Consider the following 18,264-nt stretch of genomic DNA (forward strand, 5'->3'; position numbering starts at 1 on the left):
ATCGAGAAAGCATCCGAAAATCCGGCTTCGCACCGCCACCTTCATAAGGTGATGCAATTTGAGAACCTGAACCTTTTGGGGATCAGATACTCATGGATATTTTTTAACTTATTGAATTTTTTCAGTAGTATTTATGGCTAGTCCAACGATAAGGGAAATCCCTTGGATCATCGCCTTTTCATCTGGTAAAAATACGTCACTATGTAGCTTCATAGGATTCTCTGGATTTTCTCCTACTCCTAAGAAGACAAATGTGCCAGGGACTTTCTCTAAATAGAAAGCAAAATCTTCACTTGCCATACTTGGTCTACTTAACCACTGCACTGAACCTTCTCCAAATAAATCAGTAGCAATCGCACAAGCATGTTCATTAAATGTTGGATCATTCATTGCAACAGGATACCCTACTGTAAAGTTATAGTTTATTTCAACTTCTAATTTAAGAGCAGAAGCTACTCCTTCGATAATTCGTCGAATACTTTCCGCTACTTCCTTACGAGTGTTCTCATTAAGTGTTCGTACAGTTCCTTTGAAACTAGCTTTTTCAGGAATGATATTATAGCCATCCCCCGCTTCAATGGTTCCGATTGTTATAACGACAGAATCTACTGGATCCGTTTCTCTACTAACAATGGTTTGTAGAGCTGTTACAACATGAGCAGCACCCACAATTGCATCTACTCCTTGATGAGGCGCTGCCCCATGACCTTGTTTACCTTTTAAAACAATATCAAAAGTATCCATGCTCGCCATCATCGGACCGTTTCTAAAACCATATACTCCGGTCGGTAACTCAGGCCAAACATGAAATGCAAAAGCATGGTCAACGGTAGGATTACTTAATACACCTTCATCAACCATCATGATTCCTCCGCCCTTCATCTCTTCAGCAGGTTGAAAAATAAATTTTATCGTACCCGAAATATGTTGCTTATTTTGAGATAAAATATTAGCGGCAGATAGTAACATTGCGGTATGCATATCATGTCCACAGGCATGCATAATTCCTGGATTTTTAGATTTGTAGCTTACATCTGTTTTCTCCTGAATCGGTAAAGCATCTATATCAGCTCGTAAAGCCAGCACAGGCCCTTCTTTCTCTCCACGAAGAATACCAATAACACCTGTCTTCGCTACTCCCGTAATCACTTCAATTCCGAGATCTTGTAAATGATTTGCGATCATTTCAGCCGTTTTATGCTCTTCAAATCCAAGCTCAGGATTTTCATGGATCTTTCTTCTTAATCTCACGGCTTCTTCATAGATTCCAACTGTTTGCTCTACTATTTCAGCTGATTTTAATGAATTTGAAAATTTTTTGATACTCATGATCATTCATCCCCTAAAAAAAGAATATACAAAGTATTATAATCAAAAAGAATATTCACAAAAAAATCTTTAATTTGATAATTCCGAATATATATTGATATACTATACTACCATATCAAATATTAACTGTAAATCTGAAAAATACAATTGTATTTTCGAAACTTTTTTTGCTCTATATGCAAAAAAAATCTAGCTTCCCTTCATTAAATTTTTTACATATTGGAATTAGTAAGATACATATAGCATAACTATACGTATTATCAGATTTTATAAAACGTAACAATTACGAATTATATCTTATAATATTTCCTTCCATCACTCTCTTTTTAGTACTCAACTCGCTAGACTTGCATATCTTTTTGATAGGACTACTAGATATAAGGAGGTACATTTTGTTGTGACCAATTTATCGAAGCGACTAAAAGACAGTGTAAGCTTCCTACTATTTTGTTCATTTGTCTTTCTTTTTCTATTTGCAGAAATGGTTAATACCAATACAATTTTTGATCATATTCCTAGCTCTTTTTTTAACGTGAATACGATCTTCCTTAGTATTATTTTAGAAGCCATCCCTTTTATTTTATTAGGCGTTTTTGTATCCGCCCTTATTCAAACGTTTGTATCAGAAAATATGATACATAGATTATTGCCACGTAATGTTTATCTAGCCGTTATACCTGCAGCTTTGCTAGGTCTTATTTTTCCCATTTGTGAATGCGCCATTATTCCAGTCGTTCGGAGGCTTATCAAGAAAGGACTGCCCGCACATGTTGGTGTTGTTTTTATGCTCAGCGCCCCGATCATTAATCCTGTCGTCTATGCGTCTACTTATTTCGCCTTTCAAAGTACACCCTATATGGCGAACGCCAGAATGGTTGTTAGTTTTATTAGTGCCATGGTCATTGGCTTGGTGATGTACCAATTATTTAAGTGGGACACGATCTTAAAAGAAAGAAAAGAAAGACATCACCACCACCATACACGAGGAAATAAACTTGCAGACACGTTATATCATGCTAGTGATGAATTATTCGATACAGGTAAATATTTATTCATCGGCGCTTTTTGCGCGAGTCTTTTTCAGACGTTTTTGGACCGTAATCTTTTATTATCAATCGGGACAAGCTCAACACTAGCACCAGGTGTCATGATGGGTTTTGCGTATATATTGTCCGTCTGCTCGAATGCCGATGCTTTTGTTGCTGCATCATTTGGATCGACCTTTTCAAAAGGGGCATTACTTGCTTTTCTCGTTTTCGGTCCAATGATTGACATCAAGAACACCTTAATGCTATTCGCTTATTTTAGAAAAAGATTTGTCTGTTTGCTAGCGATCGTTACTTTTATATGTGTCTATTTGACCGTCTATCTTTTTCATCTGATCTTTCACTTTTAAGCTTTACTAAACAAATTCGCCATCAGACATAACCAATTTTTAAAGAAGAGGTGTGTTATGAATCGTAATCAAGATCAAAAATCCCATCATCTGATAAGAGGAATTATCTTAATTGGTTTTATGCTCCTACTCTTTAAATTAATCCTGACCAACAACATCTCCCTCTTGATTGCGCCGAAGATGGTCCATTTTATTTACTTCACCCTTTTTATTTTACTTATTTTAGGGGTTGTATTAGTTTTAAAAGGAACGTCTAATGAGAAATATAGGTATGACTGTGAGTGCGCCGATCACCATTCCTATCCCCAAACATTCTTTAAAAGCTTATTTCTTTATTCATTGTTTATCATCCCTATTGCAACAGGATTCTTATTTTCCGATCATGTACTTGGTAGCTCTGTAGTCATGAACCGAACGATCAAACTCGGCGCCTATTCACAAGACTCCTTTTCAAAAAATACGAATGCATTATCACAATCAAATGCGACTTCTTCTAATCCTAGTAGTAATGACCCTAATGCCGATCTGTCTGCTGAAAAACCAGACCCCATTTCAGAAACGGAATATTCCGCCTTAGAAAAGAAATTACTCCTGGAAAAAAAAATGATTATCGATGATGATCTTTACGTACCTATGATGAATATTATCCAAGATCACCAATCTAGTATGATTGGTAAATCGATTACGACGAAAGGGTTTGTGTATCGGGAAAAAAAATCCATGCAAGATCAAATCATCGTCGCCAGATTTGGAATCACTTGCTGTGTTGCCGATGCCTCCGTATACGGCATCATGGCACAAGGCAATGTCGCAAGTTTACCTAACGACGAGTGGGTACAAGTAACAGGCACAATCGAGCAAACGATATACAACAGCGCTTCCATTCCAATCATCAAAATCAAACAAGTAAAAAAAATTCCTAAACCAAAAAATCCATATGTTTATGATGTGGGAGTGAGAATCGATTAAAGTGGTGCCTGACCCCGATGTGTTAAAGCTTTAACATATCGGGGGTCAGGCATCATTACCATATATCTATTTGTTTTTTGGATAGTCAGAAAACCCGGGATATCTCACAACAGGCCATTTCTCTTTGCGTAGCAAATCGAGCAATTCTGATCCAACATGTAAGTTGCTTTGAACTAATTCTTTGGGAGTCAGTGCCATCCATTGATTCAGCGATACGTCTTCAAAGCGGTTGCTTTTGAACATCTCTAAAAACCATAACGTTTCGGTACCGGTATTTTGAATATAGTGTCCAGTAGCAAAGGGTACATATCCAACATCCCCTGCTCTATAATCAAATGTACGAGCTGCGCCGTTTCCAGTAAATACAGTCATTCGCCCTTGTCCGGTGAGGTAATACTGCCACTCGTCGTTATTGGGATGCCAATGAAGTTCCCTCATTGCACCCGGTTCAATCTCAACGAGTGCTGCTGCGATTGTTTTTGAAATTGGAAAGTTAGAAGAGTCCACAATTCGTACACTACCACCGGGCGTTTTAATTGGTGTTTGTTTCACCAGCTCGTGCTTGAAGGTTAAAGGAACTTCTCCATAGGGTGATTGGACTTCTTGACTTTCCAGTGAACCGGGTACCTCGCCCTGATAGATATATACCTGTTTAGAAGGTATGGTATTAAAAGTACTCTCTGGTACTCCGAAATTGGCCGACAGAACATCTTTTGGGGTATGTGCAAACCAATCAGAGATGGATAAGGTGGAAAGATCGGAAAAATTTCCGTCATCGAAGACGAGCAGAAATTCGCAATGTTCCAACCCTTGAATCGAATGTGGGATACCTGGTGGGAAGTACCAAAGATCTCCTGGGCCAACGTCGGCAATGAAATTTCGACCTTGCTGGTCAACCACCGTTATACGTGCCCGTCCTAACAGCATATAAGACCATTCTGCTTGTTTATGCCAATGGAGTTCACGTACCCCACCGGCAGTTAAGCTCATATTTACTCCAGCAAGCGTGGTCGCAATAGGTAGTTCCCTGGCGGTGATCTCCCGGGACCATCCTCCGTGATTCAATGTCATAGAAGTGTCTGAGAATGAGAATTTCAAATTAGGAACCAAGCCTGCATCTGTAATAGGTGGGACAAGCATATTCGGATTTTGAAGATCCCGCATTATATTACGTGGTCCAGAATCAATTCCTCCAGCACCATCACTTCTAATTGGCTGTGGCACATTTCTGTCCACTTGTTTACTAATTCGGTTTTCCATCAAAAAGCACCTCTTTTATGGGATCAAACAGAAAAAAACCTTTATCGTAGTGTATGATTTGGTCTAGATGACTGTGCCTATCGTCAGATAAATATGCGTATAGGTGTGTCACTTCATGATTTTAAACACACTATATCTTAGCCTATGTAAGTGCCTCCTTTAAAAAAGGAGTTGTTTGTAAATGTCAGGTTTTGTTGATGGTGGTTGTGGATTCGGTGGAGGCTTCTGCTAAAACGTAACAAATAGGGCGGCCATCATGGCCGTCCTTCTTTATTTTTTCATTTGGGCGTTTTAGTATTGGATGTATCATGGCACTGGCATTTGATTGGGCAGCATGTAAAAGTACAACTTTCCAGTCGGACAGAATCATCATAATCATCAGATAACAAAATTCTTGCATCCGCATGGTTCAAACCTGTAAGAGAAGAAGCAGGTGCTTTCTGTTCGTAAAACCAAGGGAAACTTACTTCAATCTTTGCATTTTTTTGATCTAAACGTTCTGATAATTCATGAATGAAATCAGATAGTTGCGTAAAGTCTAAAACGCTCTGGCCTAATCCCAAGAACACACAAAGCAGCAACGGAACTTGTTACAGTTCACGTTACTGCTTTACTTTTCTTATATATTTACCGTCTGCTCTGCATTAAGTTTTTCTCTCGTTTGTTCTGCCGCTTCAATCATGACTTTAAGTGCTGCTACTGTTTCATTAATGCCACGTGTTTTTAATCCGCAGTCTGGATTGATCCAGAACAGTTTTGGATCAAGCACTTGAAGGGCACGATCAATGTTTCTTGTCAGTTCTTCAATTTTTGGTACACGTGGACTATGGATGTCGTATACTCCAAGACCGATGCCTTGATCATACGTATTTTCTTCAAATGCGTAAATTAATTCACCATGACTTCTTGATGTTTCAATTGAAATAACATCAGCATCGAGCGCTTTAATAGCATCGATAATATTCTTAAAGTCTGAATAACACATATGGGTATGAATTTGTGTATCGTTTTGCACGGACGTTGTTGCAAGTTTAAACGCGTAAACCGCAGCATTCAGATAGCTTTCCCGGTTTTCATGCTTTAACGGTAGCCCTTCACGAATGGCCGGCTCGTCCACTTGAATCATACGAATTCCATTTTCCTCAAGCGCCTCAACTTCTTTTCTAAGCGCAAGAGCAATTTGATTTGTTACATCATTGCGTGAAATGTCATCACGTACAAACGACCAATTTAAAATGGTAATTGGGCCTGTAAGCATTCCCTTTACAGGTTTGTCTGTTAACGATTGGGCATATACGGTTTCTTCAACTGTCATCGATTTTTTATATGATACGTCCCCATAAATAAGCGGTGGCTTCACGCATCGGGAACCATATGATTGTACCCAACCAAATTTCGTAAATTGAAAGCCTGCTAATTTTTCACCAAAAAATTCAACCATGTCTGTACGTTCAAATTCTCCATGTACAAACACATCAAGGCCGATTTCTTCTTGAATTTCAATCCACTTTTTAATTTCCGCTTTTATATATTCTTCATATGCTGCATCAGTTATCTCGCCTTTACGCCATTTTAAACGCTGTTTTCGTACTTCTTGGGTTTGTGGGAAGCTTCCAATTGTTGTCGTTGGAAGAAGTGGCAATTGGAAAGCCTCCTCTTGAATCCCTTGTCGAACGTTAAATATAGCTTCACGTTCTGCTTTATACGTATGCAAGTTTTGAATGGCTTCCTGAACTTGCGTATTGTTTCGAATTGAAGATTCATTTAATGTTTGAATCGCATTTGTACTTACTTCAATTTCTTTCTCGATCGCTTCTTTCCCATCTTGCAAGCCTTTTGTAAGTATAACAAGTTCATGTAATTTTTCATCAGCAAATGATAATGCACCCTTCAGAACCCCATCGAGTGTTTCTTCGCTTTTTACTGTTACAGGTACATGCAATAAGCTTGATGAAGGCTGGACAATAAGTTGATTTTTGGAAACAATCTCCGAAATCTCTGCAAGAATTGCATACTTTTCATCAAGATTCGCACGCCAGATGTTACGTCCGTCAATGACTCCAGCAGCAAGCACCTTATCTTCTGGGAAACCATGTTTTTTCAATGCAGCAAGGTTCTGACCGCGATCATGTGCAAAGTCTAGTCCAATACCTTGTACAGGAAGTGAGATGACATCTTCGTAATGTTCAATGCTGTCAAAATAAGTTTGTAAAATTACTTTTACGTTTGGTGCTGCTTCATTTAATGTTTGGTAAACATCATTAAATAATGAAATCTCTTCTTTTAATAGAGTTGTAGATAAAATCGGTTCATCGATTTGTACCCACTCTACGCCTTCTTCTTGCAATTCACGTAAAATGTTGGCATAAAGCGGTACAAATTGATCAACAACTGCTTTGAAATCATTTTCTTTATAGCCTTTTGACAGCTTTACAAATGTTACAGGCCCTAAGATAACAGGCTTTCCATTAATACCAAGTTTTTGTTTTGCCTCTTTATAAAATTGAAGTGGACGGTTTTCGACAAGAGTCGGTACTGCTCCGTCCAACTCTGGAACAATATAGTGATAGTTTGTGTTAAACCATTTCGTCATTTCAGATGCAACCGCACCTGTAGTGCCCCGTGCAATATCAAAATATGTTTCAAGCGATACTTTACCACCAGCGTATTCAAAACGCTTCGGTACAATACCGAACATTACCGCTGTATCAAGTACATGGTCATACAAACTAAAGTCGCCGACTGGGATCAAGTCAATTCCTTGATCATTTTGTTTCTGAAGATGCTTTAGACGAATCTCCTCAATTTGATCTAAAAATTCCGCTTTTTCTAGTTTACCTGTCCAAAACTGTTCAAGTGCTTTTTTCCATTCACGTTTTTCGCCAATTCTTGGATAACCTAAATTCGAGCTTTTAACTTTACTCATTGTTTTTTACACTCCTTGTATGTTTGAATTTTTATCCTCAACTAACAAAAGCACAGGGCGCCATATTCAACCTTGGGCAATAAGATGCTCAAGAATAGAAGGTGTTCTTCTCCTCCGTCCATTCTTAACTGACTAGACCCCAACACTTTGTTCAAAAAGGTATACGTTCTTTTCTAAAAAATCCCCCTTTTCAAATGGAAAAGAGAGATTCATACGCACACTTAACTAGAGTTGAGACATTCTAATTTTCCCAACACGTATTCCTCACTCCTCCCTATACACCCGTAGAGTACAAGCGAATACAACAGGCAGGTCTCCTGACTTAGGTTCATCGCTTCTTATCCCTTCCCATTTCGATATGAAATAGTGGCAATTTGATAAGTCGCTCCCCATCACAGTGGCGGGACCGCGCCGGAATTTCACCGGACTTCCCTTTTGAGCTGGGAATTCATTTACCCAGCACCTGATGCATTTTATATGAAATTTTTTAATAACAAAGAATCTCTTAACCTACGCTTTCCTGAAGACAAAAAGCCCCCCTATTTTATAGTAGAGAGGCTTTCATCATTTATGGAATCCCCTCTTATTTGTCAAAGCATTACGCTTTGCAGGATTTAGCACCTTTTCAACAAAGCTGTTGAATGGTTGCCGGGCTTCATAGGGCCAGTCCCTCCGCCTCTCTTCATAAGAGTTTTTATTTTTTTATAATGTTTTGAATATAACAATAACAATACCATCATAAACAATAGTTTGTCAAAGGTAATTTTCTGAAAATATTAAAAATAATCATTTTTCTTTTAATTGAACGTGCATTTTCTGAGGAAAAACCTGCCCTTATGGAATCTTCATAAAAGCTCCCAATTCTTGAATAAGCAAAGAACCTCTATAGATTGATATTACGAAATAACGGTAATCATAAAACAGCAATACTATAGATGTTAAGTGATAAAAAAGTTGTTTAATTTACAATAAAGTCGTTTAAAAAATAATAAAGTTGTTTAAAAAAATGTGAGTCATTCTATTCAACAATCGGTCCATATTCTTGAATAACACTCAAAAAATAAATTGGATATTTAGGTTAAATAAGTCACAGAAAAAACACCTTAATAAGAGGTGTTTTTAATTTAGCTGAAACTACGTATTTAACAATAAATCCTTCTACTTTGTTTTCATTAGATATTTGGCGATGCTCTAAGAAAAACGTATTCTTTAATATAGGCTATACATATAAAGCTACACCTTTTTGGCCATTCAATCCTTTCAAATCAAATATATCTAACATTCTTTTATTGCACATATAATTTTTTACATAAAAAACTGCAAATAATCAATTTTAGAATCAATTATTTGCAGTTTAAATATTTCATTTGAATAATGGTAGGATTCTTACTTTCCTAAGTTTGTTATTATTGGAATGTGCGATCGATTTCTTGAATTTCTTCTGCTGTTAATACAACATCTAATGTTTTTAAGTTATCGAGTACTTGTTCTGCTCTCTTTGCACCTGGAATCACAACATCAATGGAATCACGTGTTAAATACCAAGCTAAGACAACATGAGCTACATCTGTTTGTTTCGCATGAGCAATCTCACGAATCTTTTCTACATTTTCTAAGTTTTGTGCGAATGCTTCTCCTTGTAAATACGGCATATTGGAACGAAAATCGTTAAATACCATGTCTTTATTGTATTTACCTGCTAATATACCAGCTGCAAGTGGGAAGTAAGGAATAAATGAAATATTGTTTTTTGTTGTATATGGGAATAATTCTTTTTCAGCAGATCGTTGTAATAGGTTATATTCACCTTGATACACATCGACATAACCGTCTTTATTGGCTTCTTTCAACTGCTCAATAGAGAAATTAGATACCCCGATTGCTCTAATTTTCCCCTCATCTTTTAATTGTTTTAAAGTACCAACCGCTTCATACTTTGGTGTATTTTCATCTGGTTCATGAATGTAAAATAAATCGATGTAGTCCGTTTGCAGACGATTTAAGCTCTCCTCAACGGTTTGTTTTAAAAAGTGCGGAGAATTATCGATCACAACATCTTGTCCAACAAATTTATGCGCTCCTTTTGTTGCAAGAATAATATCACTACGCTTTCCTGTTTCTTTAATCACTTCCCCGACTAATTCTTCAGAACGGCCTGGTCCATAAATAAAAGCTGTATCTATAAAATTGACACCGTGATTAATGGCTTTTCGCACTAACTCTTTTCCTGCTTTATCATCTAAATTAGGATAAATATTGTGTCCTCCAACAGCATTCGTCCCAAGCCCAATCGGGTTAACGTATATACCTGTTTTTCCTAATTGTGTTTGCTTCTTCATCTTTCATTCCTCTTTTCATTCTTTATTTTGAAAACGGGTTGAACCGTGTATTCCTAAGAGCCTTTCAAATCAAAAACCTATCTATTTCATTTGTGATTTCTTTACTGCCTTCGATTACTTTCCTCGTTAAGCTTCGCATATGGCTCCTCTTTATTTTTTCACTAGGACCAGCGATTGCGACTGCTGCTATGATTTGATTGTCACGAAACACAGGAGCTGCTATACAACGAACCCATAAAAATCTCTTTTTATCATCTATCGCAAACTCTTGTTTTTTAGCGATATCTAAATTATAGAAAAAAACTCTTGATCTACAAATGTATGATCAGTCGCTTGCGTAAAAGAAAGACGGGAAAAAAGATCTTTTTGTTCATTTGGATTTAAATAGCCAATATCACTTTCCCCAAGGCGCTTAGATGAGCAGAAGAACGATTGCCAATTTCCTGAAGGAAAGATTCTTTGAAACTATAAAGGTAACTTTTTGAGATAGTCTAGAAACTAGAATGAATTACCATGCTGGTATTTTATTTAACCGTTTCAAATTAGAATTTTACAGCAGCTTTTTCAACATTTTCTAAACCGTCTGCAATAATTTCTTGTGACCGGTCAGGATACTGGTTATGACCTTCAATTACCACTGTTTCAGGATTTGTAATACCCCATAAACTTATAATATTTTTCACTAAGTTTATAGCCATTTCAGCTGCAGCCATTCCTTCTAAAGCAAAGTCTGAACCACGAGCGTTTAATAACATTACTTTTTTATCACCAGCATACCCAATTGGACCTTCAGCTGTGTAATTAAACATTTTACCAGCCTGTGCCAGATAAGAAAGGTACGTGATAAGTGGTGCAGGTACAGTTGAATTCCATAAAGGAAAAGCAAACACCACTTTATCCACTGAAAGGAATTGATCTAAATATTTATCAACTAAATTAGCTGCTTTTTCTTCTTCAGTTGTAAGCTCCAACCCTTGGTTACGTTTATAAACTCCAGTCATTGCAGTATTACCATAGTAAGGCAACTCTTCCTTAAATAAATCTAACTCAATAATTTCATCTGTACGATTTGCTTCTTTGTATGTCTTTAAAAATGTTTCATACATTTTAGTGCTTACTGCTTGTTCTGCAGGTCGATCATTGACTTGGATAAATAATACTTTTGACATTGTTCTATTCTCCTCTGTAGTTGTATTTTGATTTTTATTTCTAAATAACTTGCTTAAAAATCCTATTCTCCTCACCTAAATTTTCTCTCTATTTTGTGTTTTCCCAGAAAATTTATGTTTCCCATGTTTTTGAAGCTCAATTTACTAATCACTCACTTTAATCAACAGTTGTTGAATAATTAACAGCTGTTGGTTAATATTATAAAGAGCACAAGAAAAAACTCAATCGTTAAAATTTTAATTTTTGTTCATTAATAAACAAAAGTTGTGAATTTGTTAATTATCATAAAGAAGGTGGTCATACGGAATGCCGAAAGTGGATAGAAGAATAATGAAGACCAAGGAGGCAATCAATAATGCCTTTATTCAATTGATGTCTGAACGGGATTTCAACAAAATTACTATCAATGATATCTCGGAGAGAGCCAATATTAATCGAGGAACAATTTATCTTCACTATACGGACAAATTTGATTTGTTAGACAAATGCATCGATGAACATTTAGGTAATATGTTAAATTTCTGTACTTCAACAAAAACAGGGGAAGAAAGATTAAATATCTTTCATTCCCTACTGCCTATGTTTAAATATTTTGAAGAAAATTATTTACTTTACTCCTCTATGCTATCTAATAAAGGTATATCTTGTTTTCATGATAAGATGATACGAATGAGCATAAATGGAATTAACGAGCTAATTAATACGGGAAAGATTAATCAAGAATATAACAAAGATGTTGACATTCAATTTATGGCATCTGCTTTTGTCGGAACAGTTGAGTGGTGGATTAAAAATGATATGCCACATTCTCCTCAATTTATGGCACAACAATTATGGAACATTTTTGAAAGAAATCAACTTTTCAATCCGTGAATGTCGAAGCCCGAACAGCTGCAAATAAAAAAAATGACTCCAAACAGAAATCATCTTTTTATAGTGTTAATCAATACTTGCAGAATTTTGCAATATTGTATATGACTCATACTACTTTATTGGCAGTGCTCTAGGTAGTGGTATAGGTAGTGGTATAGGTAGTATTCGTGAGCTAATTAGGATTTTATAGGATATTCCTTCTTATTCAACAAATGGTGCTTATCTTGAATAAAGTTTTGCAAGGATCTTTAACAATCGGGCGCAATTGTTTAATAAAACTTAGATTTTTAAACGACTTATTGTTATATTTTTTAGTATAGTGAAGTATCTTACATCAAAAGTTAAACAACTATATTTTTAACCCCGTCCTAAATTTAGAACGGGGTTATGCTTGTTTAAGTTTTTAAGATTAAATAACTTTATTGTCATTTTACTATAGGCAGTTCTATTCATTCTTTATAGTACAAATACGAAGATAAATAAACTTATTTCATCTGAATGCCATTCCAAAAAATATCCCAAGTAATCTGTTGTACTTTTTCATACATGTGATTAGGTACATAAACTAACTGAATATCAAGCCCATCTAATAGAGTTACAAAGGCAATGGTACATTCTTCAGAGCTTCGTCGAAATGTATGTTTAGCAAAACAAGCGTTAATAGCTTCTTTCAGCGTTCCAAGATAAATACCGTATTGAGAGGATATAAATTCATAAGCTTCTAGTGGAGAAAAAAAGGAAAACATATACAGAAACGTTACGTTAGGGTTTGTTAGAAAACGATTTTTATGCTCCGTTAATAAATTATACAGCTGTACTTCTAAAAGTTCCTCTACATGAACCTCAAAATAATGATTGATAAACGCTTGCTCTTCTTCTATGACTTCTTTGTATAATTCAAAAAATAAATCCTTTTTGGTCGAATAGTGATAAGAAAGAGACTGCTTTCTCATTCCTGCATCTTCCGCAATCTGGGCCATTTTCGTTCCCTCGTATCCATATTGATTAAAATGTTTAATTGCTATTTTTTTTATCTTTTCTTTACTCATCTTGACCTCCCTTAGTAAAAATAAAATTGGAGCCTCTTTCTCTATACTATTTTTCTCTTCTTTCTAATTTGTATGTTGAAAGAAGTATAAGTTACATATACAAGTAGATACAATACATAAGACCCGATTGAAACATAAAATATAGCCTGATAGGAAAAGGACTCTGCAACAACTCCAAGTAGAAGAGAGCCTCCACCAATCCCTAAATCAAAGAAATTGAAAAATGTACCTATCGCATTTTCGTGATCTTGTTCTTCAACTAGATTCAAACATACTGTTTGAAGGGCAGGGAAAATAGCTCCAAACCCAAATCCATACAGGAACCCTGCAATGAGAAACTGAAACTCATTTTGAGCAACTATTAGTACAATAAAACCAGCAATGGTAATCATTCCAGCAGGTATTAAAACGGATGCAGGTCCTAGGTTGTCAAACATTTTTCCAGAAACCAACCTCACTAGAAAACCAGCAGCAGCTACCATGAAGAAAAACCATGCAACATTTTCAAAACCTTTATCGATTGCGTATAAAGCAGAAAAGGATATGATTCCACCTGCGCTTATTCCCGCCAGAAAAATGAGAATGGCCGGAAATAAAACTCGTTTTTCTATTAATTTGAAAATAGTGGTTGGAGTATTTTCGTTTCCTAAGTTATTTGCTGACTTAGGCTTTCTAGAAATGAATACGGCGATTAATAAGGCTAATAATGTGATAGCCATACAGCTCATAAATAAACTCTGGAAATGATAGGTTTGTAAGATACTAACCCCTATAAGTGGCCCAACAGACATGGCTATCGTCTCTCCAACACCGAAATACCCAATTCCTTCTCCACGGCGTTCCTCTGGAATGCTTTCAGCTGCGATGGTTGTAAAATAGGTTGTGGCCAAGCCAAAACCAAAACCATGAATGACTCTTACAAGAAGCATGATCGATATACCTGACGATAGGTAGTATGCGCCTGTAGAAAGGGCACATATAGCAATACCGATTATTAATAAATATTTCTTATCCATTTTTGTAGCAAGAACACCTGCAAATGGTCGAATGAGAATAGCTGAAAATACAAATATTCCTGTCACTAATCCAATCTGTGTAGCATCTCCTCCAATATCTGAAACAAATAGAGGTAAGGTCGGAAGCAACATCTCAAAAGCCCCAAATAATAATGCATTAGCCAACATAACAAAAATAAAAGAACGACTCCATAGCTTGACCTTTGAAGTTTGTTTTGTAAGAACGGTCATATAAATCCCTCGCATTATAAATTATATCGCTAAGATACAACACACACTTTACATGACCTGGGTCAGTTTGTAAAGCGGAATATTTAGAATTTTAGGTAAACTATCCTGTTTGTCCAATATGTAAAGAGGTGCCTGCCCCCCGATATGCTAAAGCTTTAGCGTATCGGGGGGCAGGCACCATATTAAAAACAGAGCCAGTCTTTAAAAAGACTGGCTTCCATGTCTATCATTATATTCGTTTTGCTCCTATATATCTTGCAGACCAATAACTGTTATTCAAAGAACTAATGCTCACGCCATTTGATGAGGAGCTATGTATGAATTGATTACCCCCGATATAAATCCCTGCATGTGAAGCACCAGACTGATATGTTTCAAAAAAGACTACATCGCCGACTTGTGGCTTGGATACTTTTACGCCCTTTTTATAAATACCAGAGACCGTTCTTGGTAAACTGACATTTTCACTTTCTTTATACACATACGAAAGGAAGCCGCTGCAATCAAAACCTTTAGGCGTAGTTCCTCCCCATACATACCGGACATTTAATTGTTTCTTCGCTACTTTAACCAATTCGCTCGATTGATTCGACGAACTATTATTCACTTGAGCTGCTTTTGTTACTCCCAATAATTTATATGTATTTGCACCGACAACACCATCCGCTTTCAATCCCTTGCTTGCTTGAAACTTTTTTACTGCACTTTCAGTAGCTGTACCAAAGTATGTTGTCGTTTTTTGATTGGTGAAGTAGCCTTTCGACTTTAAAACCTCTTGTAATTGTTGAACTTCTATATGAGTCATTCCACTTTTTAATGTTTGATCACCCAATGCAGCATGACTAACGATTGGATTTGAAAGCAATAAGCCAGTCAATGCAAATGATGCAATAATCTTTTTCATGTACTATATTTCCTCCGATAAAATCTCTTTTTCTTTGATTTTATCATCATAACGTGACAGACATATATACCTTTGTTTACATTTTCATTACAAAATTGTGCAAAAAGCGTGCAAATAGGACAAAATACTTGTAATCTACGACAGCATAGTCCCTCTTATCGTATAAAAACAACATGGGAAGCAATAGATTACGATAAAATAAGAATTGAAGGAACAAAATAAGTAGGCTATTATTCAAGAAGGATAAGTCAATTAATTTTTAACAGAAAGGCATGGCGGATTACTTTGACTGAAAAAAATTTTGATGTAATCGAGCATCTAGATGAGTTACGTAAAAGACTGATCATTTCTGCTTTAGCTTTCTTCGTATTTCTAATAATTGGTTTTATATTTGTAAAAAAGATTTACTTCTTTTTCATGGGAAATCTTGATTACAAATTGCTGATCTTGGGACCTAGTGATATTATGTGGATTTATTTTCACATTGCGTCCATTGTAGCTATTGCAGGAACGATTCCAGTTGCAGCCTGGCAAATTTGGTTGTTTGTACGTCCTGCTTTAAAGCCACATGAAAGAAAAGCAGTTTTAGCCTATATACCGGGGCTATTTATTCTATTTATTTGCGGATTAGCATTTGGCTACTACTTCATATTTCCAAACATCTTACGTTTTCTTCTCAATTTAAGTAGCGACTTAATGACAACATCTTTCACGGCAGATAAATACTTCAGCTTTTTAATCAATATTACTTTACCATTTGGTATCGCATTTGAACTACCACTCATCATGATGTTTTTAACGACACTTGGAATTGTAAATCCTTATACGATCGCTAAATTAAGAAAATATGCCTATTTTATTTTGGTGGTTATTGCTTCTATGATCTCTCCACCTGAATTTATTTCTCATATTTCGGTAGCTATCCCATTAATTCTTATCTATGAAATAAGCGTTTTTCTATCTAAGTTCGTTTATAAACGAAAGCAAAGAGATATAAAATTGACAAATACAAAAGAATTAACTAATAATGAATCTCCAAAGTAAACGTTGAGTTGATTGAAAATTTGATTTTTAAGTATATTGAAAGGACCATCAAATGGGTGGTTTCACATTATAAAAGCATCGGGATCCCCATATTTATTTTAGCTCTATTAGCCGGTTTTTCTCGCATCTGGGCGGGACTTCATTATCCGTTTGACGTAGTAGGCAGTTTAATGGTCACAGTTGTCGTTTCTTATACGATTGTGAAATTATCAAGATTATTCGACTCACTTTTGAACTACCCACCACTTACTTTTGGGCATTGCGCTTCACAAAATTGAAGTGGGAATTTTCTTGCCTGGAATGATAAACTGGATTATTTTTACCTATGACTCGATTTTTGGCAAAAGAAACAGATCTAATAAATCTTCTCGAACTTAAAACTTTAAAAAAATATCCATGAGCATCTAATCCCAACTAAGACAATGAAAAAGGTTCAGGTTCTAAGATTTGTATCTCCTTATGAAGGGGACAGTGCGGTGTTGATTTTGCGAAGCCCCACCGCTTTTTCCACAAAAGAAGGAAACGAATTCACATACCGTTTCCTTCTTTTTTTGTTTTAAAGAATTTCTAAGCAAAGGGTCGAATTCTTATGAGATACCTTCTTGACTGATTTGAGTGTGAAATGAATAGTATTGTTTAAAAAAGGTAATAGCTTCCTGGGCATCCTGTATGTTCAATTTTCTGCATAGATTAGCTAACGCTAGTAGTTTATCAGTCACGAACTTTTGTTTGTCAGTAGCAAGTACGTAATAAATGAGAGTTTTTATGACAGGGGGTGGCAGCTTCATTTCACTCAGCTTACGAAGAACATCTGAGCTAGAACGAAGGGATGGCACGTATTCCTGAACTTCTTTAAACACTTCTTCCGTTGATTGCGTTTCCATAAATCGGGCTAATTTTCTTTCCTTTTCTTCTAGAAGCTTAGTATCATTACGCATTTCCTGTTCTCCTTCCAATCAACCGTTTCAAACTAATCTAGTAAGTTCTTAATAAATGGAACATATCATCCATGAACGTCTGCTCTAAAACTAAAGCGATGAAAAAGGTTCAGGCTCTTAAATTGTATGACCTTATGAAGGTGGCGTTGCGGTGCTGATTTTGCGAAGCCCTACCCTTTTCCACAAAAAAACGGATGTTTCTCTTATTCTTAGCCTATTACTCCAGAAATAAGTCAAAAACGATAGTGATTAGCCATAGAACAGAAAGTGCACCCGAAAGATATATACTTAAATAGAGTAAAATTTCCATCGCGACTCCTTCTTAGCTTACCTTGTTCTCCTTTTCTTGCCGTGACGAATCGTAACGCAAGAGATCGAGTTGTTGTGAGCTAGGGAATTCTATCAACATTTTGTACACGATATATTGACACTTGATGACCTAGAAACTTGGCTTGCTCGCTACTAAAAGAACTGAATAATCAACATAATCGTCGGTAAATGATTGGTAAAAAGATGAAAGTTTCCTTTTTCTGATAGTCAGCTAGAATCAAGCTATTTTCTAAAGCCAACTAGTTTATTCAAATAGTGGGTAAAATATAATCCCAACTAGTTTTTATTACACGATTCGTTTTTAACTGGATCCTATTACATGAAGCCAAAATCATTAGTTAGTAGGTTCTTCTGGATTCCTCTCAACATTTGCAGGCTCTTCTTAGGGATTCTTATCTTCTTTCATATCTTGCTACAGGCGGCGGTAAGCATCACGCAAAGGGCAAGAGCTGATAGTTTCCAATATGCTTTAAATACCATTTTGCTCCTC

At 36.1% G+C, this 18,264-nt stretch carries 16 protein-coding genes and 2 riboswitches; of the genes, 5 read left to right on the forward strand and 11 right to left on the reverse strand.

The window, feature by feature from the left end:
* Nucleotides 1-108 precede the first annotated feature (108 nt).
* Nucleotides 109-1,329 carry a M20 metallopeptidase family protein gene (locus AC625_RS16530; protein ID WP_049682280.1) on the reverse strand — a complete coding sequence of 407 codons (1,221 nt, stop codon included), beginning with the start codon at nt 1,327-1,329 and terminating at the stop codon, nt 109-111.
* 397 nt (nt 1,330-1,726) lie between these two features.
* On the opposite strand from AC625_RS16530, the gene AC625_RS16535 reads away from it, so the two are divergent.
* Together AC625_RS16535 and AC625_RS16540 are read left to right on the forward strand one after the other, a co-directional pair.
* Nucleotides 1,727-2,725, forward strand: a complete 999-nt coding sequence (locus AC625_RS16535) for a permease (RefSeq protein ID WP_049682281.1) — start codon at nt 1,727-1,729, stop codon at nt 2,723-2,725.
* 57 nt (nt 2,726-2,782) lie between these two features.
* Nucleotides 2,783-3,694: a TIGR03943 family putative permease subunit gene (locus AC625_RS16540; RefSeq protein ID WP_049682282.1), complete on the forward strand. Its 912-nt coding sequence runs from the start codon at nt 2,783-2,785 to the stop codon at nt 3,692-3,694.
* 66 nt (nt 3,695-3,760) lie between these two features.
* Here the strand turns inward: AC625_RS16540 and AC625_RS16545 are convergent, their stop codons facing one another.
* The 6 genes from AC625_RS16545 to AC625_RS16565 form a co-directional block, all read right to left on the reverse strand.
* A complete protein-coding gene (locus AC625_RS16545; protein WP_049682283.1) occupies nt 3,761-4,954 on the reverse strand; it encodes an oxalate decarboxylase family bicupin in 1,194 nt (397 codons plus the stop codon).
* Nucleotides 4,955-5,232: 278 nt separating this feature from the next.
* A complete protein-coding gene (locus tag AC625_RS26020; protein WP_245645024.1) occupies nt 5,233-5,523 on the reverse strand; it encodes a GTP cyclohydrolase, FolE2/MptA family in 291 nt (96 codons plus the stop codon).
* Between the two features lie 50 nt (nt 5,524-5,573).
* A complete protein-coding gene (gene metE / locus AC625_RS16555; protein ID WP_049682285.1) occupies nt 5,574-7,880 on the reverse strand; it encodes a 5-methyltetrahydropteroyltriglutamate--homocysteine S-methyltransferase in 2,307 nt (768 codons plus the stop codon).
* 290 nt (nt 7,881-8,170) lie between these two features.
* Nucleotides 8,171-8,362: riboswitch (cobalamin riboswitch) on the reverse strand.
* Nucleotides 8,363-8,460: 98 nt separating this feature from the next.
* Nucleotides 8,461-8,571, reverse strand: a riboswitch (SAM riboswitch).
* A gap of 715 nt (nt 8,572-9,286) precedes the next feature.
* Complete coding sequence (locus AC625_RS16560) at nt 9,287-10,219, reverse strand: aldo/keto reductase (protein WP_049682286.1); 933 nt, start codon at nt 10,217-10,219, stop codon at nt 9,287-9,289.
* 64 nt (nt 10,220-10,283) lie between these two features.
* On the reverse strand, nt 10,284-10,538 hold the full coding sequence (locus AC625_RS28635; protein WP_082191142.1) for an IclR family transcriptional regulator domain-containing protein: 255 nt from the start codon (nt 10,536-10,538) through the stop codon (nt 10,284-10,286).
* A gap of 223 nt (nt 10,539-10,761) precedes the next feature.
* On the reverse strand, nt 10,762-11,454 hold the full coding sequence (locus tag AC625_RS16565; protein WP_049683785.1) for an FMN-dependent NADH-azoreductase: 693 nt from the start codon (nt 11,452-11,454) through the stop codon (nt 10,762-10,764).
* A 241-nt stretch (nt 11,455-11,695) separates the two neighbouring features.
* Between AC625_RS16565 and AC625_RS16570 the strand changes: the two genes are divergently transcribed.
* Nucleotides 11,696-12,262: a TetR/AcrR family transcriptional regulator gene (locus tag AC625_RS16570; RefSeq protein ID WP_049682287.1), complete on the forward strand. Its 567-nt coding sequence runs from the start codon at nt 11,696-11,698 to the stop codon at nt 12,260-12,262.
* 485 nt (nt 12,263-12,747) lie between these two features.
* Here the strand turns inward: AC625_RS16570 and AC625_RS16575 are convergent, their stop codons facing one another.
* The 3 genes from AC625_RS16575 to AC625_RS16585 form a co-directional block, all read right to left on the reverse strand.
* Nucleotides 12,748-13,311: a TetR/AcrR family transcriptional regulator gene (locus AC625_RS16575; RefSeq protein WP_049682288.1), complete on the reverse strand. Its 564-nt coding sequence runs from the start codon at nt 13,309-13,311 to the stop codon at nt 12,748-12,750.
* 41 nt (nt 13,312-13,352) lie between these two features.
* Nucleotides 13,353-14,558, reverse strand: a complete 1,206-nt coding sequence (locus AC625_RS16580; RefSeq protein WP_049682289.1) for an MFS transporter — start codon at nt 14,556-14,558, stop codon at nt 13,353-13,355.
* A gap of 229 nt (nt 14,559-14,787) precedes the next feature.
* Nucleotides 14,788-15,462 carry a C40 family peptidase gene (locus AC625_RS16585; RefSeq protein ID WP_049682290.1) on the reverse strand — a complete coding sequence of 225 codons (675 nt, stop codon included), beginning with the start codon at nt 15,460-15,462 and terminating at the stop codon, nt 14,788-14,790.
* A gap of 285 nt (nt 15,463-15,747) precedes the next feature.
* Between AC625_RS16585 and tatC the strand changes: the two genes are divergently transcribed.
* A complete protein-coding gene (tatC, locus tag AC625_RS16590; protein WP_049682291.1) occupies nt 15,748-16,506 on the forward strand; it encodes a twin-arginine translocase subunit TatC in 759 nt (252 codons plus the stop codon).
* Between the two features lie 56 nt (nt 16,507-16,562).
* Nucleotides 16,563-16,784 (forward strand): phosphatase PAP2 family protein, encoded by a 222-nt coding sequence (locus AC625_RS26890; protein WP_245645025.1) that lies wholly within the window; start codon nt 16,563-16,565, stop codon nt 16,782-16,784.
* Nucleotides 16,785-17,093: 309 nt separating this feature from the next.
* Here AC625_RS26890 and AC625_RS16595 read toward each other — a convergent pair whose 3' ends face one another.
* Nucleotides 17,094-17,444 (reverse strand): hypothetical protein, encoded by a 351-nt coding sequence (locus AC625_RS16595; RefSeq protein WP_049682292.1) that lies wholly within the window; start codon nt 17,442-17,444, stop codon nt 17,094-17,096.
* Between the last annotated feature and the right edge of the window lie 820 nt (nt 17,445-18,264).

Origin of the sequence: Peribacillus loiseleuriae (assembly GCF_001183985.1) — a bacterium.
Taxonomy (GTDB): Bacteria; Bacillota; Bacilli; order Bacillales; family DSM-1321; genus Peribacillus; species Peribacillus loiseleuriae.